This window comes from Gilliamella sp. B2838 (assembly GCF_026536185.1).
In the GTDB taxonomy this organism is placed as follows: Bacteria; Pseudomonadota; Gammaproteobacteria; order Enterobacterales; family Orbaceae; genus Gilliamella.
The window spans coordinates 13,240-37,486 of record NZ_JAFNOO010000008.1; the positions used below are offsets into that span (position 1 = coordinate 13,240).

General features: G+C 35.6%; 21 protein-coding genes. 5 read left to right on the forward strand and 16 right to left on the reverse strand.

Going from position 1 to position 24,247, the window contains the following annotated elements; genetic code table 11:
• Window positions 1-2 precede the first annotated feature (2 nt).
• From J3U63_RS09175 to ilvG, 7 genes are all read right to left on the reverse strand, one after another.
• A complete protein-coding gene (locus tag J3U63_RS09175) occupies window positions 3-875 on the reverse strand; it encodes a hypothetical protein (protein ID WP_267348950.1) in 873 nt (290 codons plus the stop codon).
• Between the two features lie 415 nt (window positions 876-1,290).
• Window positions 1,291-3,660 (reverse strand): membrane-bound PQQ-dependent dehydrogenase, glucose/quinate/shikimate family, encoded by a 2,370-nt coding sequence (locus J3U63_RS09180; RefSeq protein ID WP_065634917.1) that lies wholly within the window; start codon window positions 3,658-3,660, stop codon window positions 1,291-1,293.
• Between the two features lie 389 nt (window positions 3,661-4,049).
• A complete protein-coding gene (gene ilvA, locus J3U63_RS09185; RefSeq protein WP_267333406.1) occupies window positions 4,050-5,591 on the reverse strand; it encodes a threonine ammonia-lyase, biosynthetic in 1,542 nt (513 codons plus the stop codon).
• Window position 5,592: 1 nt separating this feature from the next.
• The gene (gene ilvD, locus J3U63_RS09190; protein ID WP_267333407.1) at window positions 5,593-7,443 is read right to left on the reverse strand and encodes a dihydroxy-acid dehydratase; all 1,851 of its coding nucleotides are present in this window, start codon (window positions 7,441-7,443) and stop codon (window positions 5,593-5,595) included.
• 114 nt (window positions 7,444-7,557) lie between these two features.
• Window positions 7,558-8,487 (reverse strand): branched-chain amino acid transaminase, encoded by a 930-nt coding sequence (locus tag J3U63_RS09195; RefSeq protein ID WP_267333408.1) that lies wholly within the window; start codon window positions 8,485-8,487, stop codon window positions 7,558-7,560.
• Between the two features lie 160 nt (window positions 8,488-8,647).
• Complete coding sequence (ilvM, locus tag J3U63_RS09200) at window positions 8,648-8,884, reverse strand: acetolactate synthase 2 small subunit (RefSeq protein WP_267333409.1); 237 nt, start codon at window positions 8,882-8,884, stop codon at window positions 8,648-8,650.
• Complete coding sequence (gene ilvG, locus J3U63_RS09205) at window positions 8,881-10,560, reverse strand: acetolactate synthase 2 catalytic subunit (protein ID WP_267348949.1); 1,680 nt, start codon at window positions 10,558-10,560, stop codon at window positions 8,881-8,883. The genes ilvM and ilvG overlap by 4 nt, the downstream gene beginning before the upstream one ends.
• 715 nt (window positions 10,561-11,275) lie before the next feature.
• On the opposite strand from ilvG, the gene J3U63_RS09210 reads away from it, so the two are divergent.
• From J3U63_RS09210 to J3U63_RS09225, 4 genes are all read left to right on the forward strand, one after another.
• Entirely contained in the window at window positions 11,276-11,725 is a 450-nt protein-coding gene (locus tag J3U63_RS09210; protein ID WP_267333411.1) for a hypothetical protein, read from the forward strand.
• 424 nt (window positions 11,726-12,149) lie between these two features.
• Complete coding sequence (locus tag J3U63_RS09215) at window positions 12,150-13,037, forward strand: SDR family oxidoreductase (protein ID WP_267371357.1); 888 nt, start codon at window positions 12,150-12,152, stop codon at window positions 13,035-13,037.
• A gap of 151 nt (window positions 13,038-13,188) precedes the next feature.
• Window positions 13,189-13,716, forward strand: coding sequence for a hypothetical protein (locus tag J3U63_RS09220; protein WP_267333413.1), 528 nt, complete (start codon window positions 13,189-13,191; stop codon window positions 13,714-13,716).
• A gap of 401 nt (window positions 13,717-14,117) precedes the next feature.
• Window positions 14,118-14,540 (forward strand): hypothetical protein, encoded by a 423-nt coding sequence (locus tag J3U63_RS09225; RefSeq protein ID WP_267333414.1) that lies wholly within the window; start codon window positions 14,118-14,120, stop codon window positions 14,538-14,540.
• A 59-nt stretch (window positions 14,541-14,599) separates the two neighbouring features.
• Here J3U63_RS09225 and J3U63_RS09230 read toward each other — a convergent pair whose 3' ends face one another.
• The 6 genes from J3U63_RS09230 to J3U63_RS09255 form a co-directional block, all read right to left on the reverse strand.
• Window positions 14,600-15,841, reverse strand: a complete 1,242-nt coding sequence (locus tag J3U63_RS09230) for an MFS transporter (RefSeq protein WP_267371359.1) — start codon at window positions 15,839-15,841, stop codon at window positions 14,600-14,602.
• Between the two features lie 289 nt (window positions 15,842-16,130).
• Complete coding sequence (locus J3U63_RS09235; RefSeq protein WP_267333416.1) at window positions 16,131-17,243, reverse strand: cupin domain-containing protein; 1,113 nt, start codon at window positions 17,241-17,243, stop codon at window positions 16,131-16,133.
• On the reverse strand, window positions 17,233-18,018 hold the full coding sequence (locus J3U63_RS09240; protein WP_267371360.1) for a YchF/TatD family DNA exonuclease: 786 nt from the start codon (window positions 18,016-18,018) through the stop codon (window positions 17,233-17,235). Before J3U63_RS09240 ends, J3U63_RS09235 begins: the two co-directional genes overlap by 11 nt.
• A gap of 10 nt (window positions 18,019-18,028) precedes the next feature.
• Entirely contained in the window at window positions 18,029-19,207 is a 1,179-nt protein-coding gene (gene lapB, locus J3U63_RS09245) for a lipopolysaccharide assembly protein LapB (RefSeq protein WP_267371361.1), read from the reverse strand.
• 6 nt (window positions 19,208-19,213) lie between these two features.
• Complete coding sequence (locus J3U63_RS09250) at window positions 19,214-19,525, reverse strand: LapA family protein (protein WP_267333419.1); 312 nt, start codon at window positions 19,523-19,525, stop codon at window positions 19,214-19,216.
• Window positions 19,526-19,608: 83 nt separating this feature from the next.
• The gene (locus J3U63_RS09255; RefSeq protein WP_267367576.1) at window positions 19,609-20,079 is read right to left on the reverse strand and encodes a phosphatase PAP2 family protein; all 471 of its coding nucleotides are present in this window, start codon (window positions 20,077-20,079) and stop codon (window positions 19,609-19,611) included.
• A gap of 346 nt (window positions 20,080-20,425) precedes the next feature.
• Here J3U63_RS09255 and ribA point away from each other — a divergent pair, with 346 nt between their 5' ends.
• Entirely contained in the window at window positions 20,426-21,028 is a 603-nt protein-coding gene (gene ribA / locus J3U63_RS09260; protein ID WP_267333465.1) for a GTP cyclohydrolase II, read from the forward strand.
• Between the two features lie 169 nt (window positions 21,029-21,197).
• On the opposite strand, the gene J3U63_RS09265 is transcribed toward ribA, so the two are convergent.
• From J3U63_RS09265 to ligA, 3 genes are all read right to left on the reverse strand, one after another.
• Window positions 21,198-21,386: a 2-hydroxymuconate tautomerase gene (locus J3U63_RS09265; RefSeq protein WP_065634899.1), complete on the reverse strand. Its 189-nt coding sequence runs from the start codon at window positions 21,384-21,386 to the stop codon at window positions 21,198-21,200.
• A 9-nt stretch (window positions 21,387-21,395) separates the two neighbouring features.
• Window positions 21,396-21,911: an S-ribosylhomocysteine lyase gene (luxS, locus tag J3U63_RS09270; protein WP_267333421.1), complete on the reverse strand. Its 516-nt coding sequence runs from the start codon at window positions 21,909-21,911 to the stop codon at window positions 21,396-21,398.
• A 72-nt stretch (window positions 21,912-21,983) separates the two neighbouring features.
• A complete protein-coding gene (gene ligA, locus J3U63_RS09275) occupies window positions 21,984-24,062 on the reverse strand; it encodes an NAD-dependent DNA ligase LigA (RefSeq protein WP_267371364.1) in 2,079 nt (692 codons plus the stop codon).
• Window positions 24,063-24,247: the final 185 nt, after the last annotated feature.

Here is a 24,247-nt window from a genome sequence, read left to right on the forward strand (position 1 = left end):
ACTTAATCCTCAATAATACCAATTTTTTTTTGTAATGTTTTCAATTCAGCAGAACTTAGAAAATAATGAATAGAATTTTTAATATAATTAGCTATTTGTTTATATGTTTGCAAATTTTCGGATACCGGATAACAATCAATATAGTTGCTAAAAGCCACGATATCAGCAACATCGGCAAACTGTTGTTTGGTAAGTTTATTCAAATATTGCTTTAAATTTTTAGTTTGACAGTTAACAGGAGGGGCTTGTAAGTAAAATTGATTGTCATGAAATTGATAAGTTAAATTAATCGTTTGTTTATATTGATAGATATTGTCTTTAACTTCTGCTACATAACCAAGTTCATAAACTGCGTCTAGTTTAATATGAAATAGTTGATCTTTAATCGTGGATGAAAAGAAAAACAAGTGATCTTCATGTCCAGTTTTTCCCGCTATCATTAATTCATCTAGAAATTTTCCATTTTTGTCAAAAGCATTAATTAATTTGATATCTTCGTTGATACCTTCGCCTATACTATCAAAAGTTAAATCATAGAGTATAAATTTGATATCATCCATTTCAAAGCGACCAATCGCTTTTAGATCTGTTAGCGTAAAATAATTGTCGGTTTGAACAGTTGGTTTATCATAATAGCGATAATCATCATCATCGAAATGAAAAAATTTACTATCAACATATTTTCCGGTGCTGATATTTTTGCTATCAATAGGCATGGATAATATCGGTAAACTTTGATAGAAGTCAGCAAAGGAATCAAAATGCTCACGTTGGTTATAATTTAAAGCGTTATTATTGGCAAACACCATATGCGTATTACACAGAGTAAAACAACAAAATACCGCTATACATAAGCTTGAAACTATTTTTTTCATTTCCTATAAAATCCATTTTTATCACTAAAGATTCACAATTTGTGCAGTAAAGACTATGTCATTATAAGGTGATAAGTTTATCATTTCTGCAATGATTTATTCGAATTACTATTCATTCAAATTAGGACATGACTTTTAACAAAAAATTCATATTTATTTTATTGATCGATATTGAAGTAGTTAGCAATAGGAGAATTGTTTAAAATTATAGAAATAATCGAAAATAGATTTTGTGATAGCGGCTATTTCGCCAATCAGTTTAAAAAAGGTCTGTGTTTTAGTTAAATACCATAGTTGAATTAAACTGTTTAGATTTAATAAATTCGCTGATAGTTTATTTTATCTGCCATTATATCGATAAAACTATACGATATAATGGCAGTTATTATGAGGCTAAAACTATTTTAGCTAACAACTATTTTTTATCAGGTAAAGCATAAGCAATAACATAATCGCCACGAACTGGTGATTGTCTTGCTCCACTTGCTGAGATGACAATATATTGTTTACCTGTTTTAGGTGATACATAGGTCATTGGTGTACCTTGGCTACCGACGGGTAAACGTGCTTTCCAAATTTCTTCCCCGGTCACAGAATCAAATGCTCGAAGATAGAAGTCTTGCGTTGCAGCAAAGAATAATAGACCCGATTTAGTTGCCATTGGTCCACCGATGGTTGGCATGCCAATTGGCGCAGGTAAATGCATTGGGATGCCTAAAATACCTGTATCCATGACTGTACCTAAAGGTTTTTGCCATACAATTTGTCGAGATTTAAGATCGATGGCTGTCATGGTTCCGTAAGGTGGTTTTTGGCATGGAACACCTAAGGCAGAGGTAAATCTTAAACGCATCGCACCAAATGGCGTTCCTTTTTGTGGCACAATACCCATTTCAATACCGCTAGCATTTTTAGGGATATTATCTTGAGGGATCATCCAGTTAGTTAAACCAATTCGCATATCATTAACAAACATTAAGTTGGTTTGTGGATCAACCGCGACACTGCCCCAGTTCATGCCACCTAAAGATCCTGGATATTGCAGCGTTTTGGTCATATTCGGTGGTGTAAATAAACCATGATAGACAGAACCGGCAAAGTCAATTCGGCAGAGTAATTGATCATAAGGTGTCGCACCCCACATATCAAATTCAGTCAAGGTTTCGTTACCAATTGATGGCATACCTACTGAGAATGGCTGAGTAGGGGAGTAATATTCACCTGCTACATCACCTTTTGCTACAGGTTTTTCTTGAACTTCAGCAACAGGTTTACCGGTCTGACGATCTAACATGAAGATCTGACCTGATTTTGTTGTTTGGACAATAACTTTTGTAACGCCACCTTTTCCATCAGGAATATCGTAGAGTAAAGGTTGTGATGGTAAGTCATAGTCCCATAAATCATGATGTGCTGTTCTAAATTTCCAGCGAATTTGTCCCGTTTTACGGTCTAGCGCAACAATTGATGAGTTATATTCATCATCGTATTTTGTTCTATAGCCACCGAAGAAGTCAGGTGTTGCATTCCCTGTTGGTGCATAAACAAGATCAAGTTCTGGATCATAAGCTGTCGTCGCCCAGACGTTTACTGTGCCGCGTGTATAGGTTTCATTAGCTGGCGGAACATCAGTAATATTTGGATTGCCTGGATCCCATGCCCAAACTAATTTGCCTGAATGGACATCAAAAGCACGAACAACGCCACCTGGCTCATTAACTGAGAAGTTATCAGCAACGCGGCCACCAACAACAATCACATCTTTCGCTACTAAAGGGGCCGCTGTTGGCTCATAATAACCCGGAGGAATATCGCCCATATCTTTTTTCAGATCAACAACGCCTTGTTCACCAAAATCTTCACACAATTTACCGGTATTTGCATCAATCGCCATCAACCTAGCATCAATTGTGTTCATGATAATACGTGCCGAACACGCTTTTGCATTATTACTGGCATCGTCTAACGTTTTTTGGTCTTCATAGTAGGCTAATCCACGACAACGTTGCCAGTTAGGTGAAGTCGCTTTAGGATCATAACGCCATTTTTGTTCGCCACTATCAGCATCTAATGCGATAACAACATTTGTTGGTGTACATAAATAGACATTATCGCCAATTTGTAAAGGTGTCTCTTGGTCTTCTGGACCTGATCCACTATTAGAAGGAATATAACCTGTGTGATAAGTCCAAGCAACTTGGAGATCTTTAACATTTTGTTTAGTGATTTGATCTGCACCTGAAAAACGCGTGCCTTTAGTCGTATTAGCATATTGCTTCCAATCTATAGGCGCATCACTCGGATCGAGTTTATTATTGGCTAAAGGGACGGGATTTGTAATAACATTGTGTTCTTTGAACATAAAGCCAAGCGCAATGCCCATTAAGACTAAAATAAATATCCCCAATTTATAACCGCCATTACCAGCAGTCGTATCGCCAGTTTCTTTTTTCTCAAGCATTGGATAGGCAAATGCAATAAGCATTGCAAAACCTGTAAATACCATTAAGCGCGAGAAGAGCGGCCAGAATTGTAAGCCAACCTCATATAAAGCCCAAATTAAGGTTAATGCGTAAGCTAAACCATATAGCCAAGCCCCTTTGGTACTTTGTCTAAATAATAAAAGCGAAGTGATTATTTGTACTAATCCCATAATCGCAAAATACCAGCTACCGCCTAGTGCGATCAATTTAAATCCATAAATTGTACAAAATAAACCGCTCGCTAATAAAATAATGGCAACTAGCCATAAATAAAATTTACGGGCACCTGCAATTTTTATCATGAATTATCCTTATGTTGTTAAGTGTTACTTTTTTAACTCATCTTTTTGCATAAACATTAGATGAAAATAACTATTTTCATCTATGATAATTAACAAAATTGAGTTATATCCTATTGATTAATATTAATGAATTAGAAGATAAATATCCCTATTCACATTCCAACTAGACTTGAAAAATTGTTGTATAAACATTCTACTAATATGCACTGAATAATTAGGGGAATCAATAGGCAAAAGATGATATTTTTACTTTAAAATAGACAATTAAAATTTGGCTAAATTTTTTATTTGTTACTGTTAAAATAAGTTATATTTAAGCAAATATACTTTAATGTTATCTTAATAGGATTACCCAATAATTTTTGGGTAATCCTTATTTTTAGTAAAAATTACGATTGATTTGTGAGGAAAAGTTTGAGTGATGGGTTGTGCGTTTCATTATGAAAATCGTAACCCAATTCGGTTAAATGTTGATTAAACTGATTATAGCTACTTTCATCGATTTCAAAAGCGGCAAGCACTCTTCCATAATCGGTGCCATGACTGCGATAATGGAACATTGAAATATTCCAATTTGTGCCCAATGTTTGCAAGAATTTAAGAAGTGCGCCTTGTGATTCAGGAAATTCGAAACTGTATACTTGTTCTTCAATATGTTTACATGGTTTGCCGCCAATCATATATCGAACATGTAATTTAGCCATTTCATCATCGGTTAAGTCAACTACGGCATAACCAGCAGAAATTAATTCCTGCATAATTTCATCTTTTTCGTCACTTTTGGTAATTTTAACACCGACAAAAACGCATGCTGATTGTTCATCATGATAACGGTAATTAAATTCAGTGACTGAACGTCCACCTAACAGTTGGCAAAATTTCAAAAAACTACCTTTCTTTTCTGGAATCGTCACAGCTAAAAGGACTTCGCGTTTTTCACCTAGTTCACAGCGCTCTGATACATAACGCAAACTATGAAAGTTCAAATTAGCTCCAGATAAAATATGAGCTAGGTTTTCGCCACAAATATTGTGCTTGGCAACATACTTTTTCAATCCCGCTAGCGCCACAGCACCTGACGGTTCGGCAATGGCGCGTACATCGTCAAATAAATCTTTTACCGCTGCACAAATTTCGTCACTATCGACAGTGATAATATCATCAATGTACTGTTGACAAAGTCTAAATGTTTCATCGCCTATTCGTTTAACGGCAACCCCTTCAGCAAATAAGCCTACTCGATTTAAATCAACAGGTTTACCTGCATCAAGAGCCGCTTTTAAACATGCGGCATCTTCTGGTTCAACCGCAATCACTTTGATTGAAGGCATAATTTGCTTAATTAATACTGCAATGCCCGCAGCAAGTCCACCGCCTCCAACAGGGACAAATATGCGATCGAGTTTAGCATTTTGCTGTAGTAACTCCATAGCAATACTTCCTTGTCCGGCAATCACTAAGGGGTGATCAAAAGGCGGGATAAAGACGCGATTTTGTTCTTCAACCAGCTCTATTGCTTTGGCTTTTGCTTCATCAAAATTGGCGCCATAAAGTAATACCTCACCACCAAAACCTTTTACCGCTTCTACCTTAATGTCAGCGGTAGTTAATGGCATCACAATTAGGGAATTTATCCCTAATTTACTCGCCGATAGCGCAACGCCTTGTGCATGATTACCAGCAGATGCTGCAATTACACCTCGTTTACGTTGTTCTTCGGTCAGGCTTGCTATCATAGCTTGAGCACCACGAATTTTGAAACTGTGGACTAATTGGCGATCTTCCCGTTTAACAAAAATTTGGTTATGTAACCTTAAAGAAATCTTTTCCATTTTTTCAAGCGGGGTCACTTGTGCAACATCATAGACTGCTGAACAAAGTGTCGCTTTTAGATAATCTGCACCAGTGAGCTTATTCTCTTCTTTTTTCACATTAGCCACCTAATTTACTTTTATCACGAACCGCACCTTTGTCGGCACTTGTTGCTAAACTCGCATAGGCTTTAAGGGCAAATGATACATAGCGATCGCGATCATGAGGCGTAAAGGCTTTATCGCCACGTTCCATTTCAGCCACTCGACGTCTTTCAAGTTCAGATACAGGAACATCTAACACTAATTTACGGTTTGGAATATCAATATCGATAATGTCTCCATCACGGACTAATCCTATTAACCCACCATTAGCCGCTTCAGGTGAAATATGACCAATGGATAGACCTGAAGAACCGCCAGAAAATCGGCCATCAGTAATAAGTGCACATTTTTTGCCTAATCCCATTGATTTTAAATAGCTAGTCGGATAAAGCATTTCTTGCATGCCAGGCCCACCTTTTGGTCCTTCATAGATGATTACAACTACATCACCTTCAACAACTCGCCCTCCCAAGATTGCATCAACCGCATCTTCTTGGCTTTCGTAAACTTTAGCAGGGCCGCGGAATACTAAGTTTTCAGCCGCAACGCCAGCTGTTTTAACAATTGCGCCATCTTCTGCAAGGTTACCATAAAGTGTGGCAAGACCTCCATCTTGGCTATAAGCGTGTTCTTTGTCGCGAATACAGCCATTTACACGGTCATCATCTAAACTATCCCAATAGCAATCTTGTGAAAATGCTTTCGTTGTACGAATACCGGCAGGGCCGCTTCGATACATTTTTTTCACTGATTCGTCTTTGGTTTGGGTGATATCATATTGTGCAAAGGTTTCGTGTAAAGAGAGTCCTAATACATTGTGAACATCACGATTTAGTAATCCAGCTTTATCAAGTTCAGACAAGATAGAGACAACACCGCCGGCTCTATGTACATCTTCCATATGATACAGCGCTGTACTTGGCGCAACCTTACATAAATGCGGGACTTTACGAGATAATCTATCAATATCAGACATAGTAAAGTCGATTTCACCTTCTTGCGCAGTGGCAAGTAAGTGTAACACCGTGTTGGTTGAACCCCCCATAGCGATATCAAGAGACATGGCATTTTCATAAGCCGATTTGGTTGCAATAGAACGCGGAAGGTAAGATTCATCATCATGTTCATAATAACGTTTCGTGATTTCAACTATGCGTTTAGCTGCTTTTAAAAATAGCTGTTCGCGCTGTTTATGCGTTGCAACTAACGATCCATTACCCGGTAATGAAAGTCCTAAAGCTTCAGTTAAGCAGTTCATAGAATTTGCGGTGAACATGCCCGAGCATGAACCACAAGTTGGACAGGCAGACTCCTCAATGGCTTTACTATCAGCATCACTGACATTTGGATTTGCGCTTTGAATCATGGCATCAACTAAATCTAACTTAATAATTTGATCTGAAAGTTTAGTTTTTCCTGCTTCCATTGGACCACCAGACACAAACACCGTTGGAATATTTAAACGAAGTGATGCCATTAACATGCCTGGTGTGATTTTGTCACAGTTTGAAATACAGATCATGGCGTCAGCACAATGGGCATTAACCATGTATTCTACAGAGTCAGCAATTAATTCTCGTGATGGCAGTGAGTAAAGCATCCCACCATGACCCATGGCGATACCGTCATCGACAGCAATTGTGTTAAATTCTTTAGCAATGCCACCACATGCTTCAATTTCTTTTGCTACCAGTTGACCTATATCTTTTAAATGAACATGCCCCGGTACAAATTGTGTGAATGAGTTAACCACCGCAATAATAGGTTTACCAAAGTCTTCATTTTTTACGCCTGTTGCACGCCATAAGGCACGGGCACCCGCCATGTTGCGACCTTCTATAGAGGTGGCTGAACGATATTTAGGCATTTCTTGCTCCCAATTTTTTTATGTAAGCGACCGATTCCTATCGGTTGATAATTTTGTATCGTAACTTTAAAAAGCCAATCCACTAAAATGAATTAGTGGATTAGAAAATGACGTTTATTTAACTGGATCTAACCAACCATATTTATCTTCGGTTTTACCGTTAAATAAACCAAAGAAAGTTTGTTGGATTTGTTTTGTGATTGGGCCACAACGACCAATACCAACTTGGATTCGATCAACACTACGTACTGGTGTGATTTCGGCCGCGGTACCTGTCATAAATACTTCGTCAGCAAGGTATAGTGATTCACGTGAAAGCGTTTGTTCACGTACTTCAATTCCAAGATCATGTGCAAGTTTGATGATAGCATCACGGGTGATCCCTGGTAGGGCGGATGATGATAGTAATGGGGTAAATAGTATGCCGTCTTTGACGATAAATAAGTTTTCGCCTGAACCTTCAGAAAGCTGACCGTTTACGTCTAACGCGATCCCTTCTTGGAAGCCATTAGCTCGAGCTTCTGATCCGATAAGTAGTGATGATAAGTAGTTACCCCCCGCTTTAGCCGCTGCTGGGATGGTATTTGGTGCAAAACGATTCCATGATGATACCATTGCATCAATACCTTGTTCTAAGGCATCTTCACCAAGATAAGCGCCCCATGGAAACGCCGCGATCATCACGTCGGTTTTGTAGCCGGCTGGTGGAATAACGCCCATGCCAACATCACCAATAAAGACTAAAGGGCGGATGTATGCACTTTCAAGATTATTTTTTTTGATGACTTGGCGAGTTGCTTCCATGATCTCTTCTAGCGTATAAGGGACAGGAAAACGATAAATCTTGGCTGAATTTAATAATCGTTGAGCATGTTCTTTATGACGAAAGATAACTGGGCCTTTATGTGTGTTATAGCAACGCACACCTTCAAAAACAGAGGTACCATAATGCAAAGCATGAGACATGACATGTATTTTTGCATCAGCCCATGGAACCATTTCACCATTCAACCAAATATAATCAGATTTCGCTGTAGTACCCATTTTGTTTTCCTCTCAATTTTACTTTTTGTTAAGCAAGTATGTTGCTTTATCTTTATTCTTTTAAAGGTCAAGCATTATACTATTAACTTTGTTTAACTTTCTAAATATATCTATATTATTTTTAATTATTATTTCATCGACAGTTATCGATGAAACAAATTCATATTTCAACTGAAATAACATCCACTAATTTGTTAATTTGATTGCATAAAGCTGCAACGCTGCGTTCGGTGGTGCATGTCAACACTAAGGCAAAAATATGTTGATCTTCAATTTGCATTGTTAAGTTTTCAATATGCGCACCACGATGACGTATGACACGTAAAATACGCTCTAGTGCCCCTAAATTGTCATAAGCTTTAATGCATAGCTGCTGTTTCGTTCTTTCACTCATCATTTATTGTTTCCCTTTTTATCTAACATATTTTCATTAGATGCACCAGGTGGTACTAATGGCCAAACGTTTTCTAATTCATCAATGCAAACATGCAATAAATAAGCATTAGGCGAATTTAGCATGTTAGTTATTGCTGGTTCAATTTCAGATTTTTTTGTTATTTTTTCACCAGTTATATCAAATGCTTTGGCTAACATTAAAAAATCGGGATTATCAGATAAATTAGTCTCACTATAGCGTTGGTTAAAAAATAACTCTTGCCATTGCCTTACCATACCTAAACGTTGATTATCAATTAAAACAATTTTTATCGGTAACTTTTTGCGTTTAATTGTAGTGAGTTCTTGAATATTCATCATGATAGAACCATCACCAGAAATACAAATTACACTGTCATTAGGTCTGGCTAGTTGAGCGCCAATTGCCGCAGGTAATCCAAATCCCATGGTACCGAGTCCACTTGAAGTAATAAAATTTTTGGGATCATTAAACTGCATATGTTGTGCTGTCCACATTTGGTGTTGACCGACATCAGTTGTTACAATTGTAGTTGGCGACTTTCGCTCAGATAGCGTTTTTAATAATGCTGGTGCATAAATTGGATCGCCTGGATGATCATAGCGAGTGGGATATAGGTTTTTCAATTCTTGGATTTTGTTATGCCAGTCACCTATTGCAACAGCTTGATGAATTGATGGTAGAACGCTTTTTATATCACCTTGTAACCCTAAGTGGGTTTGTTTTAATTTATTAATTTCAGCTTGATCAATATCAATATGAATCACTTTGGCATGCCGAGCAAATTCATTTAAATTGCCCGTGACCCGGTCATCAAATCTTACGCCTAAAGCAATTAATAGATCACACTCTTGCACAGCTAAATTAGCTGCTTTTGAACCATGCATACCAATTAACCCTAAATAATAAGGATTATTGATATCAGCCGCGCCCAAACCTTTAAGTGTTGATACACTCGGTATTTGAGTAAAATTCATAAACTGTCTAAGCTCGTCAATCGCGCCAGATAAACCAACTCCACCCCCAATATATAGCATAGGTTTTTTAGCTTGGGATATCATGGTTTTAGCGAGTTCAATGTCAGCAGGAGAGATATTGGATTTTGAAGTATTATTAAGATTAAGATGAGTTGTGATTGGCGATAAATATTTTTGATAATTAAGATCTGCAAGCTGAATATCTTTAGGAACATCAATAAGTATTGGTCCTGGCCTGCCTGAATTGGCTAAATAAAAAGCCTCTTCTAAAATATTGGGTAAGTTTTCTGCTTGATCAATTAAATAACTGTGTTTAGTACAAGCTAATGATAATCCTAAAACATCCACTTCTTGAAATGCATCGGTACCTATTAGTTTATTTGGAACTTGTCCTGTTATCGCAACAATCGGTACCGAATCAATCAACGCATCAGCAAGTCCGGTAATGATATTGGTTGCCCCTGGTCCTGATGTTGCAATACAAACGCCAATTTTACCGGTGGCCCTGGCATAGCCTATGGCTGCCATAGCAGCGCCTTGTTCATGGCGGCATAAAACATGTTCAATACCACCATCATAAAGCGCGTCATAAAGAGGCATAATTTGTCCACCAGGATATCCAAAAACGGTAGTTACGCCTTTTTCTTTTAAGGTTTTTACTATCCACTGTGTTCCTAACATTTCTTCCTCACTTATTCTATTCTGCTCGTTTATTATTCATAAAAAAACCCCCGCTTTTGGGGGCGGGGGTTTTAATTCTATGTATGAACATATTTTTACATCGAAAAACGCCCCCGCGCAGGAATAATGACCACGCTGACTAGGATATTAATGAGGACGTTTTTACGTAAAAAGTTCATAAGCTTATATATTAAAATTATGTCATTTTCAAAAAGTTATTTTTAACAAAATACTCGTTTTTAAAAAAAGTGCAACTTTTTTTTAATCAATGCGTATAGCTTATGAAAAATTCTGCTCAAACGTGGTAACAATAACGTCAGCTAGTACGATCAATTAATTGAATTGTTGTCTCTATTCAATGAAATAAAAATAGATTAATATAAGATTAGCTTAAACAGTAAAAAATTTTTTGTCACACATCAATAATAGTCGTTTATAGTTAACTTTTAGCTTAGTCACAAATTATAAAGCAGTGATTTTATCGATTAACGATAGCGTGTTAAACGTTATTTTTAATTAAACATTATTTCAGAATCAAAACTAAGTAATTCTAATAATTATTTTTTAATCATATTAATACGCCATTTTAGCGATGTTTCATTGCTGTTTTATTAACAATATTTTCTAACGTTCTTCATTATCTTTTCAAAGAAGACTGCATAAAATTTATATACAAAAGTATCGGTTATTCAGTAATTTAAAGGGAAAGACAACTATGACGAATTTTAAGATAATTCCTTTGCTATTAATGTGTTTTTTGTTAATTAATTGTGATAACAAGAAAAAAAATTCACCTTCAAATAAGAATAATAATGCTAGTTCATCACCAAAGGAAAATAACACGGTTGATGATTTAGTCATTAATCCTGTTAAAAAAAAATTACCCATATTTGTTGATGCACTTACCACTTTGGTTGATATTTACAAAGAAGATGACGTTATTAATTATAAATACGAAGTAAAAGATATGTCTAAATATGCTCTCTTATTACCAACGACTCAAGATACGATTCGGGATAAATTACTTAGAACTTATTGTAGTGATAATGACGAAGTGAAACAGCTAAAACATTTTTTTCCAAACGGTGCAAATTATCATTATTATATTGATGATCAAGAAATAATCATCGTTGAATTACAACCTGATGACTGTGACGAAGATTAAATCGGTCACGTCTAATTTCTACACAGAAAGAGAGATAGTATATTTATGCTTATAGACAATATTTTTAGTTTTAACAAACTGACGAATTCAAATAATAACAAGCTAATGTAATTGGTTATATCTGGCTTAATATCAATTTATTTGCTAGACTAAAATAGAATAATATTTCACCAATAAATAATTCAACGTTTAATATTATTCACGGTCCTATTAACCTGCCAAGGATAGCTATCTATAACAATTCACCCAATATTCCATTCCTACATGAGGGTGATGATATAAAAACAAATAGTAAGTTTTACCATCACATATATTTAATTTATTTACTGCATAATTTTTCGAAATAGTATTTTGTTTTATCTTAATGATTTTATTAAAGTTATTTTGATTTGTAAAAAACGTATTTAACTTAGGAGAAAAAACGATGAGTGAACAAATTTATAATCCAACGACAAAATATCACCACACAAAATTTCAAAAGCAAAAACAAACCGCGCCCGCGCTACAATGTGATATGAAACCCATTCCTGATTGCGGTGAAAAAAGTTACCAAGGGCACCAACGTTTAGCTGGTCGAAAAATGTTAGTAACCGGTGGGGATTCTGGCATAGGTCGTGCTGCGGCAATCGCTTATGCTAAAGAGGGCGCTGATGTAGCAATAAACTATCTTTCGTTTGAACAAAAGGATGCTGAGGATGTTGCTAAAGTAATTGAATCTGTTGGCCGCAAAGCGGTATTGATTCCAGGTGATTTAAGTGATGAATCTTTTTGTAAAAAACTGGTTAAACAAGCGCATGATAAGCTTGGTGGATTAGATAACTTAACATTGGTTGCTGGCAAACAAACTGCAGTTGAAGATATTGCTAAATTGACCACTGAGCAAATTGTAAAAACCTTTGAAATAAATGTATTTTCATTATTTTGGGTAGTTAAAGCGGCGTTAAATTATTTAAAACCAGGCTCAACAATCATTACTACATCATCAGTTCAAGCATTCCAACCGAGTGGAAATCTTCTTGATTATGCTTCAACCAAGTCTGCTATTATTGCCTTTTCTCGTGGACTGGCTAAACAATTGGCAAGTAAAGGCATTCGTGTGAATTGTGTAGCCCCAGGCCCTGTTTGGACACCATTACAAATTTGTGGTGGGCAGCCAAGTGAAGCGATTCCAGAATTTGGTAAACAAACACCTTTACAACGCGCTGGTCAACCTGTTGAACTGTGTGGCGTGTATGTACATTTAGCAAGTGAAGAGTCCAGTTATACTACAGCCGAAACTTATGGCGTAACAGGTGGTTATCACACTAATTAATCCATAACTGCCATGATAAGCAGATTGATTTATCAACCATTAAAAATTGAATTTTAATCAATGAGTTTTATATACATTAAATTATTTAGATGCCGCTATTTTCAGGCATTAGAAATATTCAACAATTCTCCACATTTAAAAGGGTTTTACAATGAAAACATACAAAGTAATCGTTCTATCAATAATGGGGTTATTTTTAGTCAATTGTGATGATTCAAAATCTAAGATGGATGATATTAAACAACAAGTGGTAGACACGAGTTCTGCCGTAGGTGACAAAGCCCAAGATTTATACGATAAAACGAAGTTAGAAACAGAAAATATTCTCAATCAAATAAAGGACGGTAATTATAATCTTGCTCAAGATCTTATTATTAAAGCAGTAAAACAAAAATTACCTTCAGGTATTGATCAAAATGTCACTTTAGTCGATGTTGCGAAAGACGATAATATGATTAGTTATAAATATTCGGTAAACAACCTCACTAAAGATGCATTACAAGCTCAGACTAATCAAAACGCAATGTTAGCTAAATTAAAAACTTTCTATTGCGGTAAAGATATTGGCATTAGCGCAATAAGAACTGCTTTTACTCAAGGGGAGACTCATAATTATTACATCAATAACGATAAAGCATTAACGTTAACGTTAAAACCAAGCGATTGCGATAATAAATAATGCTTTCAATGGGGTGCAACCATTGTAAAATTTTGGGTAATTTTATTTTAAAAGGGCGAATTAAAGCCCTTTTTATTTAAATAGTGAATTGAAGAAATCGCTTAAAAGCACAAAATACGCTTTAATTTTTAAAAAAATGGCTATGAGCAAAAAATTAGTTATATTTTTTATGGATGAATCGATGGGGTAACTATCACGAGTAAAAGCTTGTTAGCGTTTTAGCCTTCTTTGTCGCTTTTTTCAATTAATGTGTTACAAGTTTTATGTGTTGGCGAAGAATATTCTATAACTTTATTGTCTGTACATAAATTTATGTGGTAATAATATAAAAAATGCGCTATATACGTTTGTAAAACTATCTAATTTATAATCAACGAAATAATAACTAAGGAATATATTATATGAAATTCTTAAAAATCACTTCAATAGCTTTAATGTGTGTTGTTTTGTTCGGTTGTGATAATAGTAATAAGGTAAAGGCGCCTGATAAAGCTGATCTTACTAAATTACAAGATTTAATTATTAGTGAGGCAAAAAAAGTACTCCCAGCTAAAGTTGATTCAAAAACTAGCTTAGTTGATATCTTTAAAGATAATGATGTAATTAATTATCGCTATATCATTAATGTATCTAAGGATTCATTGCAAATCCCTGAAACCGAAAAAATGACAACTGAAAGTTTGAAAAAGGTTTACTGTTCGGATAATCAACAAATTAAAGAGTTTAGAGGTGCATTTCCTAATGGTGCCGTTCATAGCTATTATATTAATGATGAAAAGATATTTAGCGTAACATTAACCCCTGCTTCATGTAACACTAATTAATATTTTTTTGATTAATCGGCTAAGTTATTTAAACAGGGCAGTAGCCCTGTTTTTTTGTATTATTCTAATGTCTTACCTTTTGTTTCGGGGATTAAAAAGATAAATGCAGCCGCAGACAGTAAATAAGCGGTCGAAAGTAACGCTAAGGCATAACTGATGGAATAAACAGTGGCTAAATAAGCAATCAAAACTTGCGATATGCCAGCAATTCCCCGTCCAACATTGAAAATAATGTTTTCGGCACTTGATCTTGCATCTGTTGGGTAGTGTTCAGCAAGCAATGCGCCATAACCGCCCATCATTCCATTGACAAAAAAGCCAATTACAGAACCAAATATAATAAGAATCACCATATCTGTTTGGTGAAAGTAAAACCAAATCGATATAGCAGAAACCAGTAAAAAAACAATATAAGAAGGGCGCCGACCAAATTTGTCACATAGCCAACCAAAGATTAAAATCCCTAATGACATCCCAATCGTTGTTGAGATGGTCCAAAACATAGTGTTTTTGAACGGTAATTTTAATTCAGTTGCAATCATGTTTGGCATCCAAACCATCAGTCCATAAAAGCCAAAATTCTGTACCGCGCAGGCTATGGTTAAACCAATAGTAGTGGCTGTCGTTTTTGGTGTTTTAAATAACTTGTTAATTGCGATTTTATTTTTATTTTGATCTTTTAAATTTTGCCAAATTTCGGGTTCCTTTAGTCCTTTACGTGTCCAAGCAACAAATAAAGCAGGCAATACTCCCATCGCAAAAGCCCAGCGCCAACCATAAACTTCACCAATAAAGTTGACTGTTAGTGCTGCTAAAATAATACCTAATTGAAAGCCTAATGCGACAATAGAAGTTGCTCTTGAGCGCTTGCTTTTAGGCCAACTTTCTGAAACAAGTGTCATGCCAATGCCAAATTCGCCACCTAAACCGAGCCCACTTAGAAATCGAAAAATTAAAAAGCATTCGTAATTAGGGGAGAGCGCACAAAGTCCAGTAAATAAAGAGAAAATTAAAATAGTCCAAGAAAAAACCCTTACCCGACCATATTTGTCAGCAAGTATACCGAATAAAATACCACCGATTACCGCACCTAAAAGCGTGACCGAGGTTAAAGTACCCAGATCTGCTTTTGTCAGATTATAGGTCGCAGCGATGAGACTAAAACAAACACCTAAAATCATCATGTCTAGACCATCTAGAGCATAACCAACTGTAGATGCGAAAAGCGTCTTTTTTTGATATGGGGTAATTTTCAGGTTTTCACTTTCGGCTTGCTTGACTAGGATTGTTTCATTATTCATGTGTACCTCTAGTTGTTAAAAAGATCGTTCACTAATAAAAAGCATTTATGATGTAATTCATCATTAAACAGGCGGGTATTTTAAAGCGGGGCAAGTATATACTTAAAAGTAATAAAAATCCAAATGAAAAGCCGAAATTAGTCGGTTTTATTTTGTTTATTTTTATTGAGGCGAAATTATTTGGTTAAATTTTATAACTATCTAATTTTTTAGACAAATTAGCCGATAATTTCGCCATTTTGCAGTTTTTTCGGGTAGCTTTTTTTAGCCAATAGTTTTTGAACAAAATTTACTCTTCGTCAAAATACCAGTAACCAAGATTGACCAATTTTAACATGACATTTAGGGTTTGTTCATCTTGTAATTGTTCGTAGTAAAGTACATCGGTTTCACATAATAGGTCGATGGTTTCCATCGGTAAGGGTATTTTTTCACCATTGATATAAGCCGTATCCTCTATTTTTACAATACGTATACTCGGTACACGATGTAGTTCGGCACCAGATTTTAGAATTTCTTCAAATTCATCTAGCTCATAGGCGGGATCTGCTGGGATGATGTTAAGATCATGCATAGGTATTGTGATGTGTTTACCAAACCAGTCATTGAATAAGTCTGGGTTTTTGATGAGGTCGATCATTTGCCCTTGTAGTTTTTCTAGCTCATAGGGCTCGATACGATAAGGATCGCTTGGTAATTTTAAGTCTGGATCTTGATAAAAAATCCCATTTGGTAAGTTATCAATCACATAATCAGCAAAACCACTTAATAATTCTTGTGAAGTTTGCGTTCTAAAGCCAACTGAATAACTTAGTGATTCGCCAATTGATACACCATTATGTGGAAAGCCAATTGGAATATATAAAATATCACCGGCGGTGATTTCTTCATCAATAATCGGCTGATAAGCTTCTACATGTAATAGCGCTTTGTGAGCACTAAACTGTTTGTAATTAGGATTACGATCGCCAACTTGCCAACGTCGACATCCCATACCTTGAATGATAAAAACATCATAGTTGTCAATATGCGGTCCAACACCAGCCCCTTTTGTTGCATAAGAAATCATAAGATCTTCAAATTGCCAATGAGGAATACACTTAAACGGTTCAACTAACGTTGCTGCCTGTTCATGCCAATGATCTACCGCTTGCACTAATAAACTCCAGTGATCCTCACCCAGATCATCGTAATGCGTAAAAGGACCAAATTTAGCATCCCATTTTCCATTTTTATTCGTCACAATTCGGCTATCAAGCTCTTCTTCCATCGCGAGTCCAGCAAGTTCATCGGGTGTGATTGGATCGACAAACTCCGCAAAGGCTTTTCGTAAAATAACGGGTTTTTTTTGCCAATAATTTGCTAGAAAATGGTCCCAATCAATAGCTAATTTATACTTCATTTAACTTTCCTCGAAGATTGAATAATTGACAAAAATTATAAGTGGTTTGCTGTGCTAGTTGCGCTAAAGAAATACCTTTGAGAACCGATAAATATTGCGCAACTTCCCGCACATAAGCAGGTTGGTTTTCTTTACCACGATAAGGTACTGGAGCTAAATAGGGTGAATCAGTTTCGATTAAAATACGATCTAATGGCACAAATTTTGCCACTTCTCTTAACGCTTCGGCATTTTTGAAGGTAATAATGCCTGAAAAAGAGATATAAAAACTTAAGTCTAATAGTTTTTTTGCCGTATCAATATCTTCGGTGAAACAATGTAACACACCTGAATGGACGTGCTGTTCTTTTAAGATTGTTAATGTATCTTGTCTGGCATTTCGTGTATGGACGATGATTGGCTTGCTAAGCTTTCTACCAAGACGTATATGTTCAATAAAATTATGCTGTTGAAGCTCTAGATTATCTTGCTGATAATAGTAATCAAGTCCTGTTTCACCTAAAGCGACAACATTCTCTTCTTTAGCCAAATTTTCGAAGCGGTCAGCGTCATAAGGTTCGTCATCAAGATTAAGGGGATGAATACCACACGAAAAAGAACATTGATTAGTGTAAGGTGTCAGTAAGCGCTTCATTGATTCATAACCAGATAAGGTTGTTGCTACGCTTAAGCAGTGTTTAACATCATTTTCAGTTGCTTTTTGTAGTACTTGCTCAATTGACTTAGTATTAAAGTCTAAACTATCTAAATGACAGTGCGAATCGATTAAAAACATAAAAAACTCTTTATTTTTCAGAATGCTGTTCAAAATCACGAACAGGTTTAATTGTAGACCATGAACGACAACCAGGGCATAACCAGTAAATTGAATTAACCGTAAATCCACATTTTTGACAACGGTAATTTGGTACTATTTTTATTTGCTCACCTACCATATTACGTAACAATAATAGGCTCTCTTTTGCTCGACCTTGTTCGGCATCGGCAACATGGTAATCCATTAAACGATAAAACCCTTTTAAATTAGGGTGTTTTAATAACTCTCGATACATATAGTTCTGGGCTGCATCAAGACCTCTCTTTTTTTCAATGATATCGGCAAGCATGAGTTCAGCGACATTGCCTGAATCTTGATCAACACATAATTGTAAAAACTGCTGAAATTCGTCTTCTTTATTTAATTTAAGATAACACTCTTTTAATAAAGGTAAAGCTTCACCGATAAAGGCTTTATCTTGTTCAAGTATCTGTTTGAATGATTCAATTGCTTGTTCAATTTTATTTTGCACAATCAATACGCGTCCTAACATCAGTGAGGTTCGAGCACACTTAGCATCGGCTGCTGCCGATTTTTGTAATAAACTATACGCTTTTTCAAGGTCTTCATTGGCGATAGCAAGCGAAGCTAACTCACAATAAAATTGAGCTATATCTGTTTTGTATCTTGTATTGCCGAGTTTAACCAACTTGGTGGCAGTATTAATTGCATTAATCCATTCACTGGTTGATTGATAAATAAAAATAAGTTGTTGTAACGCATGTTGTTGAAAATCTTCTTCATCAATGAGTTGTAAAAACATCTCTTCAGCGCGGTCATAAAGACCTGCAACCATATAATCACGTCCAAGTTGTTGAATGGCTAATAATCGTTGTTCAAAAGAGAGGGATGAACTTTCCATTAATGCTTGATGGATTCGTATCGCTCTATCTACTTCGCCACGAGAACGAAATAAATTGCCTAAAGTCAGATGTGCTTCTAACGTGCCTTCATCTTCTTTAAGCATATCAAGGAACAGATCGACAGCTTTATCTTTTTGGTTAGATAAAAGAAAGTTAAGACCATCTACATATTCTCGAGATAGTCGATTTGATTGATTTGTATATTTTTGTTTAGCATTTCTATCGCCCATATACCAACCGTAAGCGGCAGCAATAGGTAATAATAGAAATAACAATTCAAACATAATATTTTATTCTTGATGAGGTTTAATTAAATTATCTTTTTGATGATCAGCTATACTATCATCATATTTTTTTTGTAATTTATTTAATTTACGTTTTGTTGAAGAATGTTGTAGTTTTAATTTAATAAAGAAAATTCCTGTTAATATCATTCCAATAATAAAGCCAGAGCCAAAAAATAGCGCCAATAGAACTGATAATCTTAATTCGGTTTTAGCAAATAAATAGTTAAATGTTACCACTTCATCATTGAATGCGCCTACCGAAATAGATAGGGCAAAAATAATAATTATCAATAGAATGGATATAATAAATTTCATAATAATAACCTTTTTATTATTTTAACGTTATTTAAAATGAGCGTTATTCTCAAATATTATTTCAACACGGTTTACGCTAATTATCAGTTATCTACTATATGATATTTTTGTGCATAAAAATAGCAAATTAATGAAATGATCCAAGCAACTAAAACACCACACAACAGATCAACTGGGCTGTGCATACCCAAACATAATCGACTAATTTCAATTAATAATGCCCAAATAATCAACATATAGACCACAATATAATGGCGTTTAAAGCCTAATAATGTTACTGCTAAAAAAGCCCATGTTACTGCAAATAAAGTATGTCCTGATGGAAATGAATAACCTGTTTCGTTTTGCCAATGTTGACGTAACCAAGTTGGGATCATGTTGGAATTAGTCAATAACTGATCAATGAGTTGTTTTTTTTCTAATTTAGCCAACGAATAGAATTTATCATCACTTAACTGATATTGTTTATTCATCCATAATACATAGGGTCGAGATTCTGCCGTTTGAGATTTGATAACAGCTTTAATCATTTGCCCCGTTAGTATTGCACCCACAAGAAGTATTCCTATTAATACTATTTTTTTTGTCGTTTTAATGTTTAATAATAAGCAAAACAGGATAAACAAAACGAATGATGTTATTATTGCCCAAGGAAAACTTGCCGTTTCTGTTATGACGAAAAAAAATTTGGATGTATTATTTAATGATTCTGGTTGCCAATGCCAATTTATAGCTATAATTACTAAAGGTATAACTAAGAAAATAGCCAGCGTGGCTATTGTTTTTTTTATTATTAACCCCATTTAAAAACTCAATTAAGCACAAATTGCTATATATTTTAGCATGGAAGAGAGTTTTTTAAAAAATTCTATTTAAGTTTTATTCAATACGGAGATAATGATGCAATTAAAACTTGTTGCACAAGCAAAACTGCCAACCCCATGGGAATGTTTCACTATTGTGGGATTTGAAGAAATTGCAACTGGTAAGGATCATGTGGCGTTAGTTTTGGGTGATATTGCAAATAAAGAGCCGGTATTAACAAGAATTCATTCAGAGTGCCTAACTGGCGATGCGCTATTTAGTTTACGTTGTGATTGTGGTTTTCAGCTAGAGGCGGCTTTAAAACAGATAGCACAAGCAGGACGGGGAATTTTACTTTATCATCGTCAAGAAGGTCGCAATATTGGTTTGCTTAATAAAATTCGCGCTTACGCTCTGCAAGATCAAGGACTAGATACAGTAGAAGCGAATGAGCAGCTGGGGTTTGCTGCTGACGAACGTGACTTTACGCTCTGCGCAGACATGCTAACATTACTTGGTGTATCTGATATTAGACTATTAACCAATAATCCAGAAAAAATAAGAGTGCTTGAACAAGCAGGCATAAAAATTACTGAAAGGGTGCCGTTAGAAGTGGGTGAAAATCCTAATAATGAGCACTATTTGGCAACCAAAGTCAGTAAAATGGGGCATTTACTTCACCTTCATTGCAATCACTAAGTATTTTATATCATGTTCAATATTACAAACGTTGCCCAAGATTTAAAATAGATAAACCTTAAAAACAGAATGATTTTTAAGGTTTTAAATGAAATGTGCATGATATGCCATAAATTATGACAAACGCTTTTTATTTTTTGATTGAGTATAAATTGAGTCTTGAGTTTAATTAATCTTTATCACACCGCAAAACACCACCATTCGCAATTTGGTCTTTTGAAATTTCGTGCATAATAATTTGTACTGCTTCAGGCTTACAATTTAGTGTTTCGGCGATAGCATTGGTTACACGTTTTGCCATTTCTCTTTTTTGTTCTATAGTGCGACCTTCTAAAAAGTCAATAACAACGTTTGGCATATTATTTCCTTATTGATTGATTGTTACGAGTTGTTCTTCAGTTAATGCAATATCATGATTATTGCAAATTCCAATTCCTGACTGAATAATTTTACGTGCAATTGCTTTTGCTTCATCTAGTGAGTGCATTTTGTAAGTCCCACACTGATATTCATTCAATTCGGGAATCTGTTTTTGTGATTCAACATTTAATACATCTTGCATAGATTGTAGCCATGCATCTACCACTCGTGATTCTTCAGGTTTACCTATCAGGCTCATGTAAAATCCGGTTCGACATCCCATTGGCGAGATATCAATAATTTCGACTTTATCACTATTAAGATGATCGCGCATAAATCCTGCAAATAGATGTTCTAATGTATGAATGCCTTTTTCTGGCAATAACTCTTTATTGGGAACAGTAAAACGAAGATCAAATACACTAATATCATCACCTTTAGGGGTTTTCATTGTTTTAGCAATACGGACAAAAGGTGCGTTCATTTTAGTATGATCGACTTTAAAACTATCTAATAATGGCATGACATTCTCCTTAGTTTTCGCTATTTCACTATTTTCAATAAATAGTGAAATAGATGCCAGTATATTTGTTATTTATTCATTAAGTAAATTGATAAACTCTTGCTCATCAATGATTGTTATACCCAGCTGTTGGGCTTTGTCTAATTTTGAACCGGCAGATTCACCAGCAACAACCATATCGGTATTTTTAGAGACGCTACCCGCCACTTTAGCGCCTAATTGTTTTAATCTATCTTTTGCTTCATCACGGGTTAAACTCGATAATGTACCTGTTAGCACCACAGTTTTACCTAAAAACGGTGAATTGATGTTACTAATTGGAGATTGTGGGGAAACCGCAGGCCAATGAATATCGATTTCATCGCTCGTTAATTGCGTTATTACATCACGATTATGCGGTTCTTGAAAGAAATCAATAATACTTTCGGCAATCACTGCACCAATATCATTGACGGTTTGTAATTGTTCGAGTGAAGCACTTTCAATCGCTTTTAAATCACCTAATTGATTAACTAAATTTTCAGCTGTTACTTCACCCACATTAGGAATGCCCAATGCAAAAATAAAACGGTTTAATGTCGTATTTTTAGATGTGGCTAATGCATTTAATAAGTTATTAGCCAATTTTTCGCCTACTTTATCTAAAGAGCATAACATTGGCAGTGTTAATTTATAGAGATCAACAGGTGTTTTAACATAATCTTTATCGACAAGCTGTTCAATGAGTCGATCGCCCATACCATCAACGTTCATCGCTCGGCGTGAAACAAAATGTTTAAGCGCTTCTTTTCGTTGAGCTGGACAAATTAATCCACCCGCACAGCGTGATATCGCTTGTCCTTCATCTCGAACAATTAACGAGCCACAAATTGGGCAATGGGTTGGAAAGGTAATTGCTTTACTATCAGCTGGTCTACGATCTAGTATTACCGAGACAATTTTGGGAATAACATCTCCGGCTCTACGTACTGTAACATAATCGCCTTCACGAATGTCTAATCTGATTATTTCATCGTTGTTGTGAAGGGTAGCATTACTGACAATAACGCCGGCAACCGAGACTGGTTCAAGTCTTGCAACTGGCGTTATCGCACCAGTTCTTCCAACTTGGAAGTCAACTTTTTTTAATTGCGTCACTTCTTCTTGTGCCGGAAACTTAAATGCTGTTGCCCAACGCGGTGCTCTAGCTACAAAGCCAAGCTCATTTTGTAATGAAATACTATTAACCTTAATCACAACGCCATCGATGTCAAACCCAAGTGACATTCTTTCTTGACCAACTTGATTAAAATAATTTAGCGCGGCTTGTGCACCTTGGCGAATTTCAACTTTATTACTAACCGGTAATCCCCATGCCTTAAATTGCATCAAACGTTGATAATGGGTATCGGGTAAACTCGCGCCTTCAACAATACCAACTCCATAACAAAAAAAGGTTAAAGGTCTTTTAGCGGTAATTTTAGGATCTAATTGTCGCAGTGATCCAGCTGCGGCATTACGAGGATTTGCAAATAGTTTTTCATTCTGTTTTTGCGAATCTGCATTGAGTTTTTCAAATCCTTTATGTGTCATAAACACTTCACCTCGAACTTCTAAACGTTCAGGGATATTGTCACCAATTAACACTAAAGGAATCGTTTTAATTGTTTTAACATTAGCTGTGATATCTTCTCCTGTAGTACCATCACCGCGTGTTGCCGCTTGTACAAATTTACCCTTTTCATAGAGTAAACTTACTGCTAATCCATCAAGTTTTAATTCACAGCAATATTCAACAGACTGGTTTTCTGGTAAATTCAATCGATCTTTAATTCGTTTATTGAAGGCAAGAAAACTCGATTCATCAAATACATTATCTAATGATAACATTGGTATTTGATGCTTAATTGTTGAGAATTGTGCTAACGGACTACCGCCTACTCGCTGGGTAGGCGAGTCAGGCGTAATCAGTGAAGGATATTGCTGTTCCAATGACTGAAGTTGTTTGAATAATTTATCATACTCCACATCAGGGATTTCAGGAGTATCAAGAACATAGTAGCAGTATTCGTGATGTCTAATTAAAGCACGTAATGATACTATTTGTTGTTTGATGTCTTCATTCGGTATAGTTTGGTGTGCAGTATTTTCGGGTTTATTTGATAATGGCATAGTGTTCGACTCTTAAATTAATACATGAGCGTTAAAAGATTATCACATTCCTAGTACTCTGATTTTGTCAGACAAGATAATTATTATTTCCAAACAGCCAATTTTATAAGCTGTTCGAAGTTTTAATTACCACCATCAAATTACATTGACGGTGGTAGTGAAGAATGATTACTGAAAAGACGTTG

Coding starts and splice junctions, on each gene's coding strand:
- J3U63_RS09175 (WP_267348950.1), bottom strand. CDS start 875: ATGAAAAAAATAGTTTCAAGCTTATGTATAGCGGTATTTTGTTGTTTT.
- J3U63_RS09180 (WP_065634917.1), bottom strand. CDS start 3,660: ATGATAAAAATTGCAGGTGCCCGTAAATTTTATTTATGGCTAGTTGCC.
- ilvD (WP_267333407.1), bottom strand. CDS start 7,443: ATGCCTAAATATCGTTCAGCCACCTCTATAGAAGGTCGCAACATGGCG.
- J3U63_RS09195 (WP_267333408.1), bottom strand. CDS start 8,487: ATGGGTACTACAGCGAAATCTGATTATATTTGGTTGAATGGTGAAATG.
- ilvM (WP_267333409.1), bottom strand. CDS start 8,884: ATGATGAGTGAAAGAACGAAACAGCAGCTATGCATTAAAGCTTATGAC.
- ilvG (WP_267348949.1), bottom strand. CDS start 10,560: ATGTTAGGAACACAGTGGATAGTAAAAACCTTAAAAGAAAAAGGCGTA.
- J3U63_RS09210 (WP_267333411.1), top strand. CDS start 11,276: ATGACGAATTTTAAGATAATTCCTTTGCTATTAATGTGTTTTTTGTTA.
- J3U63_RS09215 (WP_267371357.1), top strand. CDS start 12,150: ATGAGTGAACAAATTTATAATCCAACGACAAAATATCACCACACAAAA.
- J3U63_RS09220 (WP_267333413.1), top strand. CDS start 13,189: ATGAAAACATACAAAGTAATCGTTCTATCAATAATGGGGTTATTTTTA.
- J3U63_RS09225 (WP_267333414.1), top strand. CDS start 14,118: ATGAAATTCTTAAAAATCACTTCAATAGCTTTAATGTGTGTTGTTTTG.
- J3U63_RS09230 (WP_267371359.1), bottom strand. CDS start 15,841: ATGAATAATGAAACAATCCTAGTCAAGCAAGCCGAAAGTGAAAACCTG.
- J3U63_RS09235 (WP_267333416.1), bottom strand. CDS start 17,243: ATGAAGTATAAATTAGCTATTGATTGGGACCATTTTCTAGCAAATTAT.
- J3U63_RS09240 (WP_267371360.1), bottom strand. CDS start 18,018: ATGTTTTTAATCGATTCGCACTGTCATTTAGATAGTTTAGACTTTAAT.
- lapB (WP_267371361.1), bottom strand. CDS start 19,207: ATGTTTGAATTGTTATTTCTATTATTACCTATTGCTGCCGCTTACGGT.
- J3U63_RS09250 (WP_267333419.1), bottom strand. CDS start 19,525: ATGAAATTTATTATATCCATTCTATTGATAATTATTATTTTTGCCCTA.
- ribA (WP_267333465.1), top strand. CDS start 20,426: ATGCAATTAAAACTTGTTGCACAAGCAAAACTGCCAACCCCATGGGAA.
- J3U63_RS09265 (WP_065634899.1), bottom strand. CDS start 21,386: ATGCCAAACGTTGTTATTGACTTTTTAGAAGGTCGCACTATAGAACAA.
- luxS (WP_267333421.1), bottom strand. CDS start 21,911: ATGCCATTATTAGATAGTTTTAAAGTCGATCATACTAAAATGAACGCA.
- ligA (WP_267371364.1), bottom strand. CDS start 24,062: ATGCCATTATCAAATAAACCCGAAAATACTGCACACCAAACTATACCG.